16 protein-coding genes and 1 pseudogene are annotated in these 15,461 nt (G+C 67.6%); 4 read left to right on the top strand and 13 right to left on the bottom strand.

What is annotated here, in order from left to right; translation table 11 throughout:
* Nucleotides 1-110 precede the first annotated feature (110 nt).
* Together QM748_RS16560 and QM748_RS16565 are read left to right on the top strand one after the other, a co-directional pair.
* A complete protein-coding gene (locus tag QM748_RS16560; RefSeq protein ID WP_415248106.1) occupies nt 111-320 on the top strand; it encodes an AbrB/MazE/SpoVT family DNA-binding domain-containing protein in 210 nt (69 codons plus the stop codon).
* Complete coding sequence (locus QM748_RS16565; RefSeq protein ID WP_415248107.1) at nt 317-700, top strand: type II toxin-antitoxin system VapC family toxin; 384 nt, start codon at nt 317-319, stop codon at nt 698-700. Before QM748_RS16560 ends, QM748_RS16565 begins: the two co-directional genes overlap by 4 nt.
* A 60-nt stretch (nt 701-760) precedes the next feature.
* Here the strand turns inward: QM748_RS16565 and QM748_RS16570 are convergent, their stop codons facing one another.
* The 12 genes and pseudogenes from QM748_RS16570 to paaN form a co-directional block, all read right to left on the bottom strand.
* Nucleotides 761-1,858: a 2Fe-2S iron-sulfur cluster-binding protein gene (locus QM748_RS16570; RefSeq protein WP_415248108.1), complete on the bottom strand. Its 1,098-nt coding sequence runs from the start codon at nt 1,856-1,858 to the stop codon at nt 761-763.
* Nucleotides 1,859-1,875: 17 nt separating this feature from the next.
* A complete protein-coding gene (gene paaD, locus QM748_RS16575; protein WP_415248109.1) occupies nt 1,876-2,373 on the bottom strand; it encodes a 1,2-phenylacetyl-CoA epoxidase subunit PaaD in 498 nt (165 codons plus the stop codon).
* An 11-nt stretch (nt 2,374-2,384) separates the two neighbouring features.
* Nucleotides 2,385-3,170 carry a 1,2-phenylacetyl-CoA epoxidase subunit PaaC gene (gene paaC / locus QM748_RS16580; RefSeq protein ID WP_415248110.1) on the bottom strand — a complete coding sequence of 262 codons (786 nt, stop codon included), beginning with the start codon at nt 3,168-3,170 and terminating at the stop codon, nt 2,385-2,387.
* The gene (paaB, locus tag QM748_RS16585; RefSeq protein WP_068639468.1) at nt 3,170-3,466 is read right to left on the bottom strand and encodes a 1,2-phenylacetyl-CoA epoxidase subunit PaaB; all 297 of its coding nucleotides are present in this window, start codon (nt 3,464-3,466) and stop codon (nt 3,170-3,172) included. The genes paaC and paaB overlap by 1 nt, the downstream gene beginning before the upstream one ends.
* Nucleotides 3,463-4,482: a 1,2-phenylacetyl-CoA epoxidase subunit PaaA gene (gene paaA, locus QM748_RS16590; protein WP_415248111.1), complete on the bottom strand. Its 1,020-nt coding sequence runs from the start codon at nt 4,480-4,482 to the stop codon at nt 3,463-3,465. Before paaA ends, paaB begins: the two co-directional genes overlap by 4 nt.
* Nucleotides 4,483-4,561: 79 nt before the next feature.
* The gene (locus QM748_RS16595) at nt 4,562-5,350 is read right to left on the bottom strand and encodes an enoyl-CoA hydratase/isomerase family protein (RefSeq protein ID WP_415248112.1); all 789 of its coding nucleotides are present in this window, start codon (nt 5,348-5,350) and stop codon (nt 4,562-4,564) included.
* A gap of 17 nt (nt 5,351-5,367) precedes the next feature.
* Nucleotides 5,368-6,575 (bottom strand): annotated as a pseudogene (gene pcaF, locus QM748_RS16600) (3-oxoadipyl-CoA thiolase).
* A 25-nt stretch (nt 6,576-6,600) separates the two neighbouring features.
* Nucleotides 6,601-7,926, bottom strand: a complete 1,326-nt coding sequence (gene paaK, locus QM748_RS16605) for a phenylacetate--CoA ligase PaaK (protein WP_415248113.1) — start codon at nt 7,924-7,926, stop codon at nt 6,601-6,603.
* A gap of 41 nt (nt 7,927-7,967) precedes the next feature.
* Nucleotides 7,968-8,432 carry a hydroxyphenylacetyl-CoA thioesterase PaaI gene (paaI, locus tag QM748_RS16610; protein ID WP_415248114.1) on the bottom strand — a complete coding sequence of 155 codons (465 nt, stop codon included), beginning with the start codon at nt 8,430-8,432 and terminating at the stop codon, nt 7,968-7,970.
* Nucleotides 8,425-9,993: a 3-hydroxyacyl-CoA dehydrogenase PaaH gene (gene paaH / locus QM748_RS16615; RefSeq protein ID WP_415248115.1), complete on the bottom strand. Its 1,569-nt coding sequence runs from the start codon at nt 9,991-9,993 to the stop codon at nt 8,425-8,427. Before paaH ends, paaI begins: the two co-directional genes overlap by 8 nt.
* Complete coding sequence (paaG, locus tag QM748_RS16620; protein ID WP_415248116.1) at nt 9,990-10,787, bottom strand: 2-(1,2-epoxy-1,2-dihydrophenyl)acetyl-CoA isomerase PaaG; 798 nt, start codon at nt 10,785-10,787, stop codon at nt 9,990-9,992. The genes paaH and paaG overlap by 4 nt, the downstream gene beginning before the upstream one ends.
* Nucleotides 10,788-10,796: 9 nt before the next feature.
* Complete coding sequence (paaN, locus tag QM748_RS16625; RefSeq protein ID WP_415248117.1) at nt 10,797-12,464, bottom strand: phenylacetic acid degradation protein PaaN; 1,668 nt, start codon at nt 12,462-12,464, stop codon at nt 10,797-10,799.
* 421 nt (nt 12,465-12,885) lie between these two features.
* Between paaN and paaX the strand changes: the two genes are divergently transcribed.
* Entirely contained in the window at nt 12,886-13,863 is a 978-nt protein-coding gene (gene paaX / locus QM748_RS16630; RefSeq protein WP_415248118.1) for a phenylacetic acid degradation operon negative regulatory protein PaaX, read from the top strand.
* Between the two features lie 76 nt (nt 13,864-13,939).
* Here the strand turns inward: paaX and paaY are convergent, their stop codons facing one another.
* Nucleotides 13,940-14,563 carry a phenylacetic acid degradation protein PaaY gene (paaY, locus tag QM748_RS16635; protein WP_415248119.1) on the bottom strand — a complete coding sequence of 208 codons (624 nt, stop codon included), beginning with the start codon at nt 14,561-14,563 and terminating at the stop codon, nt 13,940-13,942.
* A gap of 62 nt (nt 14,564-14,625) precedes the next feature.
* Between paaY and QM748_RS16640 the strand changes: the two genes are divergently transcribed.
* On the top strand, nt 14,626-15,426 hold the full coding sequence (locus QM748_RS16640) for an IclR family transcriptional regulator (protein ID WP_415248120.1): 801 nt from the start codon (nt 14,626-14,628) through the stop codon (nt 15,424-15,426).
* Nucleotides 15,427-15,461: the final 35 nt, after the last annotated feature.

The raw sequence follows: 15,461 nt of genomic DNA on the forward strand, positions 1-15,461 counted from the left end.
TACCAAAAAAACTTATTGAGTTGCATGATTTGTATCATGAATCAGGGCGGGATACAGATTGTGCTATCGTTCGGATAGGAGTTTTACAGATTAGCGATCGAGGTCTTTTCATGGATGCCGTTACTGTCTCGCCGAAATTCCAGGTTGTCATTCCCCAGGCCGTGCGGGAGTCGCTGGGGCTGGTTCCCGGTCTGAAGATGCAGGTCGTGCAGTACGAAAACCGGGTTGAGTTCATCCCGCAGCAGCCCGCACGCAACCTGCGCGGTTCGTTGCGTGGCATCGACACCAGCGTGATGCGCGACGGGGCTGACCGGGTATGAATGTAGTCGACTCCTCAGCCTGGCTCGAATACTTTGCCGATGGCCCGAATGCGGACGAATTCGCGCCGGCCATCGAGGCGCCACACGAGTTGCTGGTGCCTGCGATCACGCTGTTCGAAGTGTTCAAGCGTGTCGCCCAGCAGCGCGATGAAGGTGCTGCGCTGCAATGTGTGGCGGTGATGCAGCAGGGCCGAATCGTCGAACTGGATGCGGCGCTGGCGCTGCGCGCCGCTGCCCTGGGCTTGCGTCATAAGCTGCCGCTGGCCGACAGCATCATCTATGCCACTGCGCAGGCCGGTTCGGCCACCGTCTGGACACAGGATGCCGACTTCGAGGGCCTGCCTGGCGTGCAGTTCAGGGCCAAGCGGCCCGCGGCCTGAACGAAAAAAAGCGGCCGTCGAAACGGCCGCAGCGGGAAGTGGAAGAAGAGGGGGTGGCGCTCAGCGCTCGTCGAAGCTGATCCTGAGCTGCTTGGTGGTGGCGCGGGCCTGGCAGCTCAGCACGAAACCCTGAGCGACTTCGGCCTGTTCGAGGGTGAAGTTCTTGTCCATGACGACTTCGCCTTCCTGCACCTTGGCGCGGCAGGTGCAACAGACGCCGGCCTTGCACGAGAAGGGCAGGTCGAGGCCGGCATTCAGCGCGGCGTCGAGCAGGTGCTCGTCCGGGCCGATGGCGATCTCGTGCTCCTTGCCGTCGAGGATCAAGGTCATCGTGATGTCCTTGGCCGCGCTGGCCACCGCCTCGGCAGTGCTGGAGGCGCCGACCGGGTGGGCGCCGGCGGGCAGGTTGGCCGTGAAGCGTTCGGTGCGGATGCGGTCGGTGGGCACGCCGGCTTCGACCAGCGCGTTCTCGGTGTCGCTGATCATCGCGTCGGGGCCGCAGATGAAGACCTCGTCCATGCTGCCCACCGGCAGCAGCGCGGCGATGATCTCGCGCACCTTGGCGCCGTCGATGCGGCCTTGCAGCAGGTTGACTTCCTGGGCCTGGCGCGACAGCACGTGGATCATCGTCAGGCGGTCGCGGTAGCGGTCCTTGAGGTCCTGCAGGGCCTCGTTGAACATCACCGTGGACATGCGGCGGTTGCCGTAGATCAGCGTGAACTTGGAGTCCGGCTGCTCTTCGAGGGTGGTCGCGGCGATCGACAGGATGGGGGTGATGCCCGAGCCGGCGGCGAAGCCGACGCGGTGGATGGCGCGCTTCTTCCTGATCACGAAGCGGCCGTCGGGCGGCATCACCTGCAGCGTGTCGCCGGCCTTGAGGGCGCGCGCGGCCCAGTTCGAGAACAGGCCGCCCTCGACCGGGCGGATGCCCACCTCGAGCTCGCCGTTGCGGGCGAGGCGGCTGCGCGGACTGCTGATCGAGTAGTTGCGGCGCACGTCCTGGCCGTCGATGGTGGCGCGCAGGGTCAGGAACTGGCCCGGCTCGAAGTTGAAGCGCTCGCGCTCGGCGGCGGGGATGTCGAAGGTGATCGCCACGGCGCCGGCGGCCTCGGGGCTCACGCGCTTGACGGCGAGTTCTTGGAAACGGAGTGCTGACATGGCGTTTGGCTCCGGCGTCAGTAGGGTTTGAAGTAGTCGAAGGGTTCCTGGCAGTCGAGGCACTTGTAAAGCGCCTTGCATGCGGTGGAACCGAACTGCGAACTCAGGGCGGTGTTGGTCGAGCCGCACTGCGGACAGGCCACCGGCCGGGTGTCGGCGCGGCGCACGAACTTGACCACGCTGGTGTCGCGGGAGGTGGTGTGCGGCGGTGCGATGCCGTAGGCGCGCAGCTTGGCCTTGGCCTCCTCGCTCATCCAGTCGGTGGTCCAGGCCGGCGCGAGCTGCGTGATCACGCGTGCCTCGATGCCGGCCTGCTGCAGGCTTGCACGCACGTCGTCCTCGATCTGGCCCATCGCCGGGCAGCCGCTGTAGGTCGGGGTGATGACCACCTCGATGCCGTTCGCGGTTTCGCGGATGTCGCGCAGGATGCCCAGCTCGCGCAGCGTGACCACCGGGATCTCCGGGTCGGTCAGATGGTCGAGGGCGGCCCAGACGTCGTCGATCGTGGCGTGCATGGCGGTCTGCCTTACCAGGTGGCGCCGGGGTGGGCGCGGGCCAGGCCCTGCATTTCGCCCAGCAGATAGCTGAGGTGCTCGGAATGGCGGCCGTGCTTGCCTTCCGGCACGTAGCCGCGCACTTCGGGCCGCTTCAGCGTGGCTTCGGCCAGGGTGTCGGCGACGATGGCGTCCCATGCGGCGCGCAGCGTGCGCACGTCGATGGCAGCGCCGCTGGCGATGGCGGCGTCCTCGATCGCGCTCGGCGTCCAGAACTCTTCCGTGTAGGGGAGCAGGTGGTCGAGCGCGGCCTGGGCGCGGGCGTGCGATTCATCCGTGCCGTCGCCGAACTTCACCACCCAGTCGGCGGCGTGGTGCAGGTGGTAGCGCGCCTCCTTCAGCGACTTGGCGGCGATGGCGGCCAGGTCGGCATCGGACGACTGCTGCAGCGAATCCCACACCAGCACCATCAGCGCGCTGTAGAGGAAGTTGCGCACGATGGTGGTGGCGTAGTCGCGGTCCGAGGCGGCATAGCCGACCAGCGCGCCGTGGTTGGGCAGCTCCACCAGGGTGTAGTTGCGGAACTCGGTGTCGTCGCGGAAGTAGGCCAGCGAATCCTCGGTGGCGCCGTTGCCGATGCGCGTCGCGGCGAGTTGGTAGAGCAGGCGGGCCTGGCCGATCAGGTCGAGGCTGACGTTGGCGAGCGCGAGGTCTTCTTCCAGGATCGGGCCGTGGCCACACCACTCGGCGTCGCGCTGGCCGAGCACCACGGCGTTGTCCGCCAGGTGCAGCAGATAGTTGTTGGGTACGGTGCTCATTACATGTGCCCCACTTCTTCAGGAATTTCGTAGAAGGTCGGGTGGCGGTAGATCTTGTCCGCGGCGGGGTCGAACAGCTCGCCCTTGTCGTCCGGGTTGCTGGCGGTGATCGAGGCCGAAGGCACGACCCAGATGCTCACGCCTTCCTGGCGGCGGGTGTAGACGTCGCGCGCCATGTGCAGCGCCTGCGCGGCATCGGCCGCGTGCAGGCTGCCACAGTGCTTGTGCTCGAGGCCTTGCTTGCTGCGGACGAAGACTTCCCAGAGCGGCCAATCCTTGAGTGCGGGGGTGTTCATGCTGCCTCCTTGTCTGCGCGTGCGCGTTGCTTTTGTGCGTGTGCCAGGGCCGCGTCGCGGACCCACTGGCCATCCTTGTGTGCCTTGACCCGGGTGGCCAGGCGTTCCTTGTTGCAGGGGCCGTTGCCCTCGACGGTGTTCCAGAATTCCTGCCAGTCGATCTGGCCGTAGTCGTGGTGGCCGCGCTCCTCGTTCCACTTCAGCTCGGGGTCGGGCAGGGTCACGCCGAGCACCTTGGCCTGCGGCACGGTGGCGTCGATGAACTTCTGCCGGAGTTCGTCGTTGCTGATGCGCTTGATGCCCCAGCGCATGCCCTGCGCGCTGTGCGGGCTGTCGGCGTCCGGCGGCCCGAACATCGCCAGGCACTTCCACCACAGGCGGTTGACCGCGTCCTGCACCATGCGGCGCTGCGCTTCGCTGCCCTTCATCATCACCAGCAGGGCTTCGTAGCCTTGGCGCTGGTGGAAGGATTCCTCCTTGCACACGCGGATCATGGCGCGCGCATAGGGGCCGTAGGAGCAGCGGCACAGCGGGATCTGGTTCATGATCGCGGCGCCGTTGACCAGCCAGCCGATCACGCCGACGTCGGCCCAGTTCAGCGTCGGGTAGTTGAAGATCGAGCTGTACTTGGCCTTGCCGCTGTGCAGCCCGTCGATCATGTCGCCGCGGCTGGTGCCCAGGGTCTCGGCGGCGGAGTACAGGTAGAGGCCGTGGCCGCCTTCGTCCTGGACCTTGGCGATCAGGATCGCCTTGCGCTTCAGGCTGGGCGCGCGCGAAATCCAGTTGCCTTCCGGCAGCATGCCGACGATCTCGCTATGGGCGTGCTGGCTGATCTGGCGCACCAGGGTCTTGCGGTAGGCCTCGGGCATCCAGTCCTGCGGCTCGATGCGGCCGTCGGCGTCGATGCGGGCTTCGAACGCGGCTTCCTGCTCGCTCTGCGGCGGGGGCACGACGCTGAGTTTTTTGCCGCCGGGGTTTCCAGACTCGTCCGGAATGTCCATTGCTTGGGTGTACATGTGTTTCCTCCTGGCAAATGCCGTTCCGGCCGTGCCGGAACGGGATGCTGCGGGCCGCGGGCGTGGTCCGCGTTTACCCTCAATCCGCCATCCATGCCGGCGGGCGTTTCTCGAAGAAGGCGGCGAAGCCTTCGCGTGCTTCGTCGGTGCTGCGCTGGCGGGCGATGCGGATGGCGGTTTCCTCGCCGACCGCTTCGTCGATGGCGCGCCCGTCGATGGCGCTGACCAACTGCTTGGCGGCGAACTGGGCCTGCGGCCCGCAGGCCAGCAGGGCCTGCACCAGGCGGTCGATCGCGGTATCGAGCTGGTCGGCCGCGACGACGTCGTTGACCAGGCCGATCGACTTCGCTTCGGTCGCGTCGAAACGCTCGGCGCTCTGGAAGTAGCGCAGCGCGTGGCGCGGGCCGATGGCGCGCAGCACGTAGGGGCTGATCACCGCCGGGATGATGCCGAAGCGGGCCTCCGAGGTGGAGAAGCTGGCATCGTCGGCCGCGATCGCCATGTCGCAGGCGGCGGCCAAGCCGGTGCCGCCGCCGAGCGCGGCGCCCTGCACGCGGGCGATGCTCGGTTTCGACAGTCCTGCCAGGCGGCGCAGCATGGCGGCGAAGCGGCGCGAGTCGGCCAGGTTCTCCTGCTCGGTGCTGGCGGCGGCGCGGCGCATCCAGTTGAGGTCGGCGCCGGCGGAAAAATGCCGGCCGCGGCCGCCGAGCACCACCACGCGCACGTCAGCGTCGCCGTCGAGCTCGGCGCAGGCGGCGTCGAGTTCGGCGATCAGGCGTTCGTCGAAGGCGTTGAAGACCTCGGGGCGGTCCATCCAGATCGTCGCCACCGCGCCCTTGCGTTCGATGTCGAGGGTTTCGTAGCTCATGGCCTTGTCCTCGCGCCTCACACGCGCTCGATGATCAGCGCGATGCCCTGGCCGACGCCGATGCACATCGTGCAGAGGGCGTAGCGGCCGTTGCGGCGCTGCAGCTCGTAGGCGGCGGTGGTCACCAGGCGGGCGCCGCTCATGCCCAGCGGGTGGCCGAGGGCGATGGCGCCGCCGTTGGGATTGACGCGGGCTTCGTCGTCGGCGAGGCCGAGGTCGCGCAGCACGGCGAGGGCCTGCGCGGCGAAGGCTTCGTTGAGCTCGATGACGTCCATCTGCTGCAGCGTCAGGCCGGTCTGCGCCAGCACCTTGCGCACCGCCGGCGCCGGGCCGAAGCCCATGATCCGCGGCGCGACGCCGGCGGTGGCCATGCCGACGACGCGGGCGCGCGGCGTCAGGCCATGGCGGGCGGCGGCGGCTTCCGAGGCCAGCAGCAGCGCGCAGGCGCCGTCATTGACGCCCGAGGCGTTGCCGGCGGTGACGGTGAGGTCGGGGCCGTTCGACGCCTTTCAGCTTCGCCAGGGTTTCCAGCGTGGTGTCGGGGCGCGGGTGCTCGTCGGTGTCGAACACGAGCGGCTCGCCTTTCTTGCGCGGAATCTCGACCGGCACCAGTTCGTCGGCGAAGCGGCCGGCGGCCTGGGCGGCGGCCCAGCGCTGCTGCGAGCGCAGCGCGAAGGCGTCCTGGTCGGCGCGCGAGATGCCGAAGTCGGCCGCGACGTTGTCCGCCGTCTGCGGCATCGAATGGGTGTCGTAGAGCTTCTTCATCAGCGGGTTGATGAAGCGCCAACCGATCGTGGTGTCGTGGATCGCGGCGCTGCGCGAGAAGGCGCTTTCGGCCTTGCCCATGACGAAGGGCGCGCGCGACATGCTCTCGACGCCGCCGGCGATCATCAGTCCGGCTTCGCCGGCCTTGATCGAGCGCGCGGAGAGGCCGACGGCGTCCATGCCGGAGCCGCACAGGCGGTTGACGGTGGTGCCGGGCACTTCGATCGGCAGCCCGGCGAGCAGGCCGGACATGCGTGCGACGTTGCGGTTGTCCTCGCCGGCCTGGTTGGCGCAGCCGTAGATGATGTCGTTGACCGCGGTCCAGTTCGACCTGCGGGTTGCGTGCCATCAGCGCCTTCAGCGGCACGGCGCCGAGGTCGTCGGCGCGCACGCTGGCAAGGGTGCCGCCGTAGCGGCCGATCGGGGTGCGGATGGCGTCGCAGATATAGGCTTGGGACAGGGAGGCTTCGTTCATCGCCAACTCCTTACAGTTGCTTCGGACGCTGGTCGATGACACGGCGTGCCTTGCCGGTCAGCGTGCGCGGAATGGTGTCGAATTCCATCACGTTCACCTTGGTGCTGATGCCGATGATGGTCTTGATGTGCTGCTGCAGCGTGCGGGCGATGGTCTCGACGTCGTTGCGGCTGAGCTTGCCCGACAGCTCGCGCTGGACTTCGCAGCGGATCTCGACGTTGTCGAGGTGGCCGTCGCGGCTCAGCACGATCTGGTAGTTGCCCGACAGGCGCGGGTCGCGCAGGATCTGTTCCTCGATCTGGGTCGGGAACACGTTCACGCCGCGCACGATCAGCATGTCGTCCGAGCGCCCGGTGATCTTGCCGATGCGGCGGAAGGAGCGCGCGGTCGGCGGCAGCAGGCGGGTGAGGTCGCGGGTGCGGTAGCGGATGACCGGGAAGGCTTCCTTGGTCAGCGAGGTGAACACCAGCTCGCCTTCCTCGCCGTCCGGCAGCACCTCGCCGGTCTCGGGGTCGATGATCTCGGGGTAGAAGTGGTCTTCCCAGATCACCGGGCCGTCCTTGGTCTCGATGCATTCGCAGGCCACGCCCGGGCCCATGACTTCGGTGAGGCCGTAGATGTCGATCGCGTCGATGCCGAGCTTGCGCTCGATCTCGGTGCGCATGCCTTCGCCCCAGGGTTCGGCGCCGAAGATGCCGACCTTCAGCGAGATGTCTTCGGGGGCGATGTTCAGGCGCTCGAACTCCTCGGCGATCACCAGCGAGTAGGACGGCGTGACCATGATCGCGTCGGGGCGGAAGTCCAGGATCTGCTGAACCTGCTTTTCGGTCTGGCCGCCGGACATCGGCACCACGGTGCAGCCGGCGCGCTCGATGCCGTAGTGGGCGCCGAGGCCGCCGGTGAACATGCCGTAGCCGTAGGCGTTATGCACCATGTCGCCGGCGCGCACGCCGCCCGCGCGCAGCGAGCGGGCGATCAGGTCGGCCCAGTTGTCGAGGTCGCTGCGGGTGTAGCCGACCACCACCGACTTGCCGGTGGTGCCGCTCGAGGCATGCAGGCGGGCAAGCTTGTTGCGCGGCACGGCGAACAGGCCGAAGGGGTAGTGGTCGCGCAGGTCGGTCTTGACGGTGAAGGGGAATTTGGCGAGATCCTGCAGCGATTTCAGGTCGTCGGGATGCACGCCGGCTTCCTCGCACTTGCGGCGGTAGGGCTCGACGTTGTCGTAGGTGTGGCGCACCGACCATTGCAGGCGCTGCAACTGCAGCGCGGAAATCTCGTCGCGGCTGGCGCTTTCGATCGGCTCGAGGTCGCCGGGGCTGGGGCTCTTCACGGGCATGGTGTTCTCTCCTCTCGTTTTCTCTTCTGGGGTGGCCGGGTTCAGCTTTGCGGTTCGTTGCCGGGGATGACCTCGCCGGCGATGCGGTAGCTCTTGCCGCGGAACAGGGCGACGATGCCGCCGGCACTGTTGCGCACGGTGATGTCATAGACGCCGGTGCGGCCCGCCAGCGCACGCTCGACCGCCTCGGCGCTCAGCGTGTCGCCTTCCTTGCCGGGGGCGACGAAGTCGATGCTGCAGCCCGAGGCCACGGTGTTGCGGTTGTAGGCGTTGCAGGCGTAGGCGAAGGCGGTGTCGGCGAGCGTGAAGATCAGGCCGCCGTGGCAGATGTGGTGGCCGTTCACCATGTCGCTGCGCACCGGCATGCTCAAGGTGGCGCGGCCGGGGGCGACGCTGTCGATGCGCATGCCGAGCGCCTGGGCGGCGCGGTCGCGCGACCACATCGCGGCGGCGACGGCTTCGGCGAGCGCCTGCGGATCGGTGGGGAGGGGCTGGGTGTCAGTCATGGATGTTCTTTCCGGCGAAGACGTGTTGCTGGATCAGCGGCGAGACGCGGTAGCGGTCTTCGCCATAGAAGCGGGCGAGGTTGGCGAGCACGTCGCGGATCGCCGGCAGGCCGACGCGGTCGGCCCATTCGAGCGGCCCGCGCGGGTAATTGACGCCGAGCCGCATCGCCGAGTCGGCGCCGCGCGCGTCGCAGACACCCTGGTTCACCGCGTCGGCGGCTTCGTTGGCGAGCATGGCGACGGTGCGCATCACCATCAGGCCGGGAATGTCGTTCAGGCGCGAGACGGCGAAGCCGGCCGCCTGCAGCAGGCCGATGGCGGCGCCGATGGCCGGTGCCCAGGCATTGATCGCCGCGCCGACGGCGATGCGCGAGGCGCTGGCGTAGTCGATGGCGAGGTCGATCAGGACGACGTTGGCGATACCGAGTTCGGCCGCGCGCTGGGTGGCGCTGCGGCCGTCGGTGACGTACAGCACCGCGCCGCCGGCTTCGGCGATGCGGCCGTCCGCGCCCTCGTTGCCTTCGCTCCAGCGACAGGCGATGCCGCGCTCGAACAGGCGGTCGGCCAGCGCGTGGGCGGCGGCCGACTGGCCGTGCAGCACGATGTCGGTCGGCGTGCTCTGCGCCACCGCTTCTTTCGGCGCGGGGCGGGTGGCGCCGTCGCGATAGTCGAAGAAGCCGCGTCCGCTCTTGCGGCCGAAGAAGCCGGCATCGACCAGCTCCTGCTGGATCAGCGAGGGGGTGAAGCGCGGGTCGTTGTAAAAGGCGTTCCAGACCGAGCGGGTGACGGCGAAATTGACGTCGTGGCCGATCATGTCCATCAGTTCGAACGGCCCCATGCGGAAGCCGCCGCAGTCGCGCATCAGCGCGTCGAGGGTGGCACAGTCGGCGCCGCCTTCGTTGAGCACGCGCAGCGCTTCGGCGTAGTAGGGGCGGGCGACGCGGTTGACGATGAAGCCCGGCGTCGAGCGCGCATGCACCGGCGTCTTGCCCCAGGCTGCGGCGGTGGCGAACAGGGTGTCGGCGACGGCCTTGTCGGTGGCGAGGCCGGAGACGATCTCGACCAGCGCCATCAGCGGTGCCGGGTTGAAGAAGTGCAGGCCGGCGAGGCGCTCGGGGCGGCGCAGCGTCGCGCCGATCGAGGTCACGGAGATCGACGAGGTGTTGGTGCCGAAGATGCAGTCGTCGCCGACGACGGCTTCCAGCTCGCGATACAGCGTGCGCTTGGCGTCGAGATTCTCGACGATGGCTTCGACCACCAGCGCGGCATCGGCCAGATCGCCGAGGCCGCTGGCGGCAACCAAGCGCTGGCCAGCGGCTTCGGCGGCCTCGGCCGTCATGCGGCCCTTGTCGGCGAGCTTGCGGTATTGCGCGCGGATGCCGTCGATGGCCGTGGCGGCAGCGCCTTCGCGCGCATCGACGAGCTTGACGACGTGGCCGGCCGCGGCCGCCACCTGGGCGATGCCGGCGCCCATGGCGCCGGCGCCGACCACCGCGACGACGGCCGAGGGCGCGAGCGGTGTGGCACGTGCTTGAGTGTTGTGGGCGTCGCTCACGCTCATTCTCCGGTGAAGCGCGGCGCGCGCTTTTCCATGAAGGCGGCGACGCCTTCGGCGTAGTCGTGGCACCAGCCGAGTTCGCGCATGAAGCCGCCTTCGAACGAAAGCTGCTGTTCCAGCGTGTGGCCCGGCGCGGCGTGCATGGCCTGGCGGGTGCGCACCAGCGCCTTGGTCGGCATCGCGGCGAGCTTTGCGGCCAGCGCATCGACCTTGGCGGCGAATTCGGCGTCGTCGCAGACTTCCCAGATCAGGCCCCATTCCGCGGCCTTCTCGGCGGGCAGCTTGTCGGCAAGCATGGCCAGGCCCATCGCCCGCGCCATGCCGACACGCTGCGGCAGGAACCAGGTGCTGCCGGTGTCGGGCACCAGGCCGATCTTGCTGAAGGCCTGCAGGAAGGACGCCGAGCGCGTTGCCAGCACCAGGTCGCAGGCCAGCGCGACACTGGCGCCGGCGCCGGCGGCGATGCCGTTGACCGCGGCGATGGTCGGCACGCGCAGGCTCTGCAGGCGCAGCACCAGCGGCTTGTAGTTGCGTTCGACGACGTCGCCGATGTCGGCCGGGCGGCCGTCGGGCTGCACTGCCATCTCGGAGTCGGCCAGGTCCTGGCCGGCGCAGAAGGCACGGCCGGCGCCGCTCAGCACCAGCACGCGCACCGACTTGTCGGCCTGGATGGTATCGAGCGCATCGCGCAGCTCGGCGTGCATCTCGCCGGTGAAGCTGTTGAGCTTGTCCGGGCGGTTCAGCGTCAGGCGGGCGATGCCGTTGTCGGCGCTGAAGAGGATGTTGTTGTATTCCATCGTTTCCTCTCAGGCGTGGTAACGGCGCTGGACGACACGGAAGCGGTTGGCGACGAAGGCCGAATCCGAGTACGAGGCGTTGGCCGCGGGGTTGCCGCCGGTGCCGTGGTAGTCGGAGAAGGCCGCCGACTGGTTCACGAACACGCCGCTGGTGAGGTTGATCGACAGCGCGACCTTGCTGCGCCAGGTGGCTTCGGTCATGGCGTCGATGACGTCCTGGCGGGTCGAGTAGAGGCCGACGGTGAGCGCGCCGTGGGTGCTGACGACGCGCTCGGAGAGCGCGATCGCGGCGGCGGTGTCGGCGGTCTTGACGATGAAGCTGATCGGGCCGAAGCGTTCTTCCATGTAGGCCTTCTCGTCGCCGGCGTCGCAGGCCAGCAGCACCGGGGTGCGCACGGTCGCGGCGGGGAAGTCCGGGTTGTCGAGGCGCTGCGAGGCCAGCACGACGCGGCCGAGCTCGCCGCCGTTGGCGATATCGATGCGTTCGGCGGTGGCGCTGGACTGGATCGCGCCGAGCACGGCATGGGCGACTTCGGGCTTGGAGAGGAAGCGTTCGACCGACTTGGCCAGGTCGGCGCAGACCTCGTCGTAGCTCTTGTGGCCTTCGTCGGTGTCGATGCCGCCGGCGGGCACGAAGATCGCCTGCGAGGTGGTGCACATCTGGCCGGAGTACAGCGACAGCGTGAAGGCGAGATTGCCCAGCATCGCTTTGTAGGCGTCGGTCGAGTCGATGACGATGTTGTTGACGCCGGCCAGCTCGGCATAGACCTGGGCCTGGCGGCAGTTGTCGATCAGCCACTGGCCGAAGACGTTGCTGCCGGTGAAGTCGATCGACTTCACCGCCGGGTGGGTGGCGAGCGCCTGGGTGGCGCTGCGCTGCGGCGCGACGCAGAGCGTGACCAGGTTGGGGTCGATGCCGTTCTCGGCCAGCACGGCGCGGATCGTGCGCACGGTGATCGCCGCCGGCAGGATGGCGTTGCTGTGCGGCTTGACGATGACGGCGTTGCCGGTGGCGAGTGCGGCGAACAGGCCGGGATAGGTGTTCCAGGTCGGGAAGGTGCCGCAGCCGATCACCAGGCCGACGCCGCGGCCGACGATCTGGTAATGCTTCTTCATGACCAGCGGGGGGTTCTTGCCCTGCGGCTTTTCCCAGGTGGTGTCGGCGGGCACGAAGCTTTGCTCGCGCCAGGCGTAGGCGACGGCTTCGAGGCCGCGGTCCTGGGCGTGCGGGCCGCCGGCCTGGAAGGCCATCATCCAGCCCTGGCCGGTGGTCATCATCACCGCGTGGGCGATCTCGAAGCTCTGCGCGTTGAGGCGGGCGAGGATTTCCAGACAGATGCCGGTGCGGCCGTCGGCGCCGACGGCCTGCCAGCCCTTCATCGCTGCGGTGCCGGCGGCGATCAGCGCTTCGGGCTCGCACACCGGGTAGCTGACGTCGAGCGCGATGCCGTAGGGCGAGGCTTCGCTGCCGAGCACGCCGGTCTGGCCGGGCTGGTCCAGCTCGAAGGTCTTGCCCAGGTGAGCTTCGAAAGCACGCTTGCCGTCGTCGGGCGCGGTTTCGCCATACAGCTTCGGGCTGGGCATTTCAGGGAACGGCGTCCAGTAGCCGCGCGTTGCGATTGCGTTCAGCGCGCCATCGAGGGTGGCTTGGTGCTTTTCAAGAAGGGGGTGGCTCATGCGTCTCTCTCCGGGCGGGTTGTTCTGCGTATAAACGATACAAATGAGATCATGAATGGTCAAGGTGTCGTATCGTTGAAATCTGGAGCTTCAGGCTCGATTTCTTCTATACGAAATCGATTACATAAATCAAAATTTCAATAAAAACAAATAATTAAATCGATGATTTTTACGCAACACTAAACCAATTGTCATTTATAGAAGTTTTGTATGGGGATTTTTTGTGCTTGTAGCGATACCGCAAAGTTTGTATTTTTGATTTATATGTATCATTTTTGATGGATAACCCATCCTGCGCTGCGGCCATGGCGGGAGCAGAGGCCAGGAAGGAATGGAATGCAGTGCCGGCGCCGGCAGGGAGCCGGTGGCAAGGGGGCCGGCTATGCGCAAGGCACTGAAACCGATAGACTTCGCGCCCGTCATGAATTCCGTCGCAGCGCCTCTCGCCGTGTCCAACTCTCCGCAATTGCTGCTTGACGACTTTCGTCGCCAGGACCGCGTGCATGCGGGCTCCCTGATCGTCTCGGTGTTCGGGGATGCAGTGCAGCCGAGGGGCGGGCGCATCTGGCTGGGGAGCCTGATCCGCCTGCTCGAGCCGCTCGGGCTCAAGGAGCGGCTGGTGCGGACCGCCGTGTTCCGCCTCGTGCGTGACGAGTGGCTGGCAAGCGAGCGCTCGGGACGGCGTACCAACTACCTGCTGACTGCCGCTGGCGAGCAGCGCATCGACGAAGCCTCGCGCCTGATCTATGCCTCGGCGGCGCCGCAGTGGGACCGCCGCTGGCGCCTGATCATCACTGTTGGCGAACTGGCGGCAAAGGACCGCGAGCGCCTGCGCAAGGCCTTGTCGTGGCATGGCTTCGGCTCGCTCAGCAACGACTGCTTCGTGCATCCCGGGGTCGATCTGATCACCGTCTTCGATGCGCTGGCGGCCGAAGGGCTGGGTGGCCTGCTCGACCGTCTGAAGCCGCTGGTGGCGGCCGATGCGACGCTCGGCACCGCTGCCAGCGACGCCGCGATGGTGCGTTCGGCCTGGGATCTGGCGTATCTGGCGGGCCTGTACCGTGCGTTTCTGACGCGCTATCAACCTGTCCTGGGTTCGCTGCGCGACGGCAGCTTCGAGCTTGCCGACGAAACCGCCTTCCTGCTGCGCGTGCTGCTGATCCACGACTACCGCCGCCTGCTGCTGCGCGATCCGGAGCTGCCCGACGTGTTGCTGCCGGTCGACTGGCCCGGGCAGCAGGCGCGGCTGCTGTGCCGTGAGCTTTATCGCCGCCTGCTGGCCGGCTCCGAGCGCCATCTCGACGCCTGCCTCCAACTGGCCGACGGCTCGGTGCCCGAAGCTTCGGCGCGGCTGCACGAGCGCTTCCGCGACGCCGACCCGCTCGCACTGCCGGTCTGAGCGACGGCGGTGCTGTTTCCGCGGGGCGGTCGTATGCGCGGAGTTCGTGGCACGCGTCGGTTGCACGTCACCCCCTTCAACTTTCGCGCTTCTTGGCCTCGACCAGCGGCACCACGTCAGGCATCTCGATGCGCTTGCGGCCGGGCTCGACCGCCGTCAGCGGCGTCGTCTCGTACAGGCTCTGCAGGCAGCGCCGCGTCAGGTCCTGATAGGTGCCGGTACCCTCGGATTTCCAGCGGATCTCTTCCTCGCTGAGGGGACGGATGATCTTGGCCGGTACGCCGGCGACCAGCACGCGCGGCGGAATCTCGACGCCGGCCTTGATGAAGGCCGACGCCGCGACGATGGAGGCTTCGCCGATCACCACGTTGTCCATGATCACCGCATTCATGCCGATCAGCGCATTGCGCCCGACGCGGCAGCCGTGCAGCACGGCGCCGTGGCCGATGTGGCCGTCCTCTTCCACCACCGTGTCGGTGCCCGGGAAGCCGTGCATGACACAGGTGTCCTGCAGGTTCGAGCCGCGTTCCAGGATCAGGCGGCCGAAGTCGCCGCGCAGGCTGGCACAGGGGCCGACGTAGCAGCCGGGGCCGACGATGACGTCGCCGATCAGGATCGCCGAAGGGTGGACGTAGGCGCTCGGGTCGACGACCGGGACGATGCCGTCGATGGCGTAAACCTTCAGTTCGGGCTTGATCACGCGTACTCTCCTGAATTGGGTTACATATAAATAAACCATTTCTTCAGTAAGGAACAGCTCCGATGAACACGGCGAACGACGAACTGGAAGGCAAGCATGGGGTTCAATCGCTCGAAGTGGGCATGAGCATTCTGCGCGCGATGGTCACCGGCCGGCGCTCGATGATGCTCAAGGAGATCGCCCAGGCGGCCAGCATGCCGCCGTCGAAGGCCCATCGCTATCTCGTCAGCCTGATCCGCAGCGGCCTGGTCGAGCAGGATCGCCTGACATCGCGCTACGACCTCGGCGCCTTCGCGCTGAATCTCGGCCTGGTCGCGCTCGACCGTGTGGACCGCATCCGCCTCGGCCTGGCGGCGATCAACGACTTGCGCGACGCCACCAACGAGACGGTGGCGCTGTCGGTGTGGGGTGACGGCGGTCCGGTGGTGGTACGCTGGGAACGTCCGCGCCGTCCGATCACGGTCAACGTCGTGACCGGCACCAGCCTCAGTCTGCTGCGCTCGGCGGGTGGGCGGGTATTCGCCGCCTGGCTGCCCGAACGGCAGACCGCGGCGCTGATAGAGAGCGAACTCGAGCGGGGCAAGGCGCCGGCCGGTGTCAGCACGATGGATGATGCCCGTGCCTTGCTGGCGAAGGTGCGCGAGGAAGGGCTGGCTGTCATCACCGGCGACTACTTTGCACATGGCGTCGAGGCGGCAGCGGTGCCGGTGTTCAATTTCGACAACGAGATCACGATGGCGATCGCGATCGTCGGTGTCGAGGGAGCGATGGATCTGACGCCCGATGGCGCCACGCTGGCCGTGCTGCGGCGCACCGCGGCCGATCTTTCGCGCCGCCTCGGCGCCACGCTGGAGCAGGGCTGAGAGGCAGCGTTGGCCGTCTTCTCCATGGCGCGGGC

This window comes from Thauera sp. (genome assembly GCF_047601425.1).
Classification (GTDB): domain Bacteria; phylum Pseudomonadota; class Gammaproteobacteria; order Burkholderiales; family Rhodocyclaceae; genus Thauera.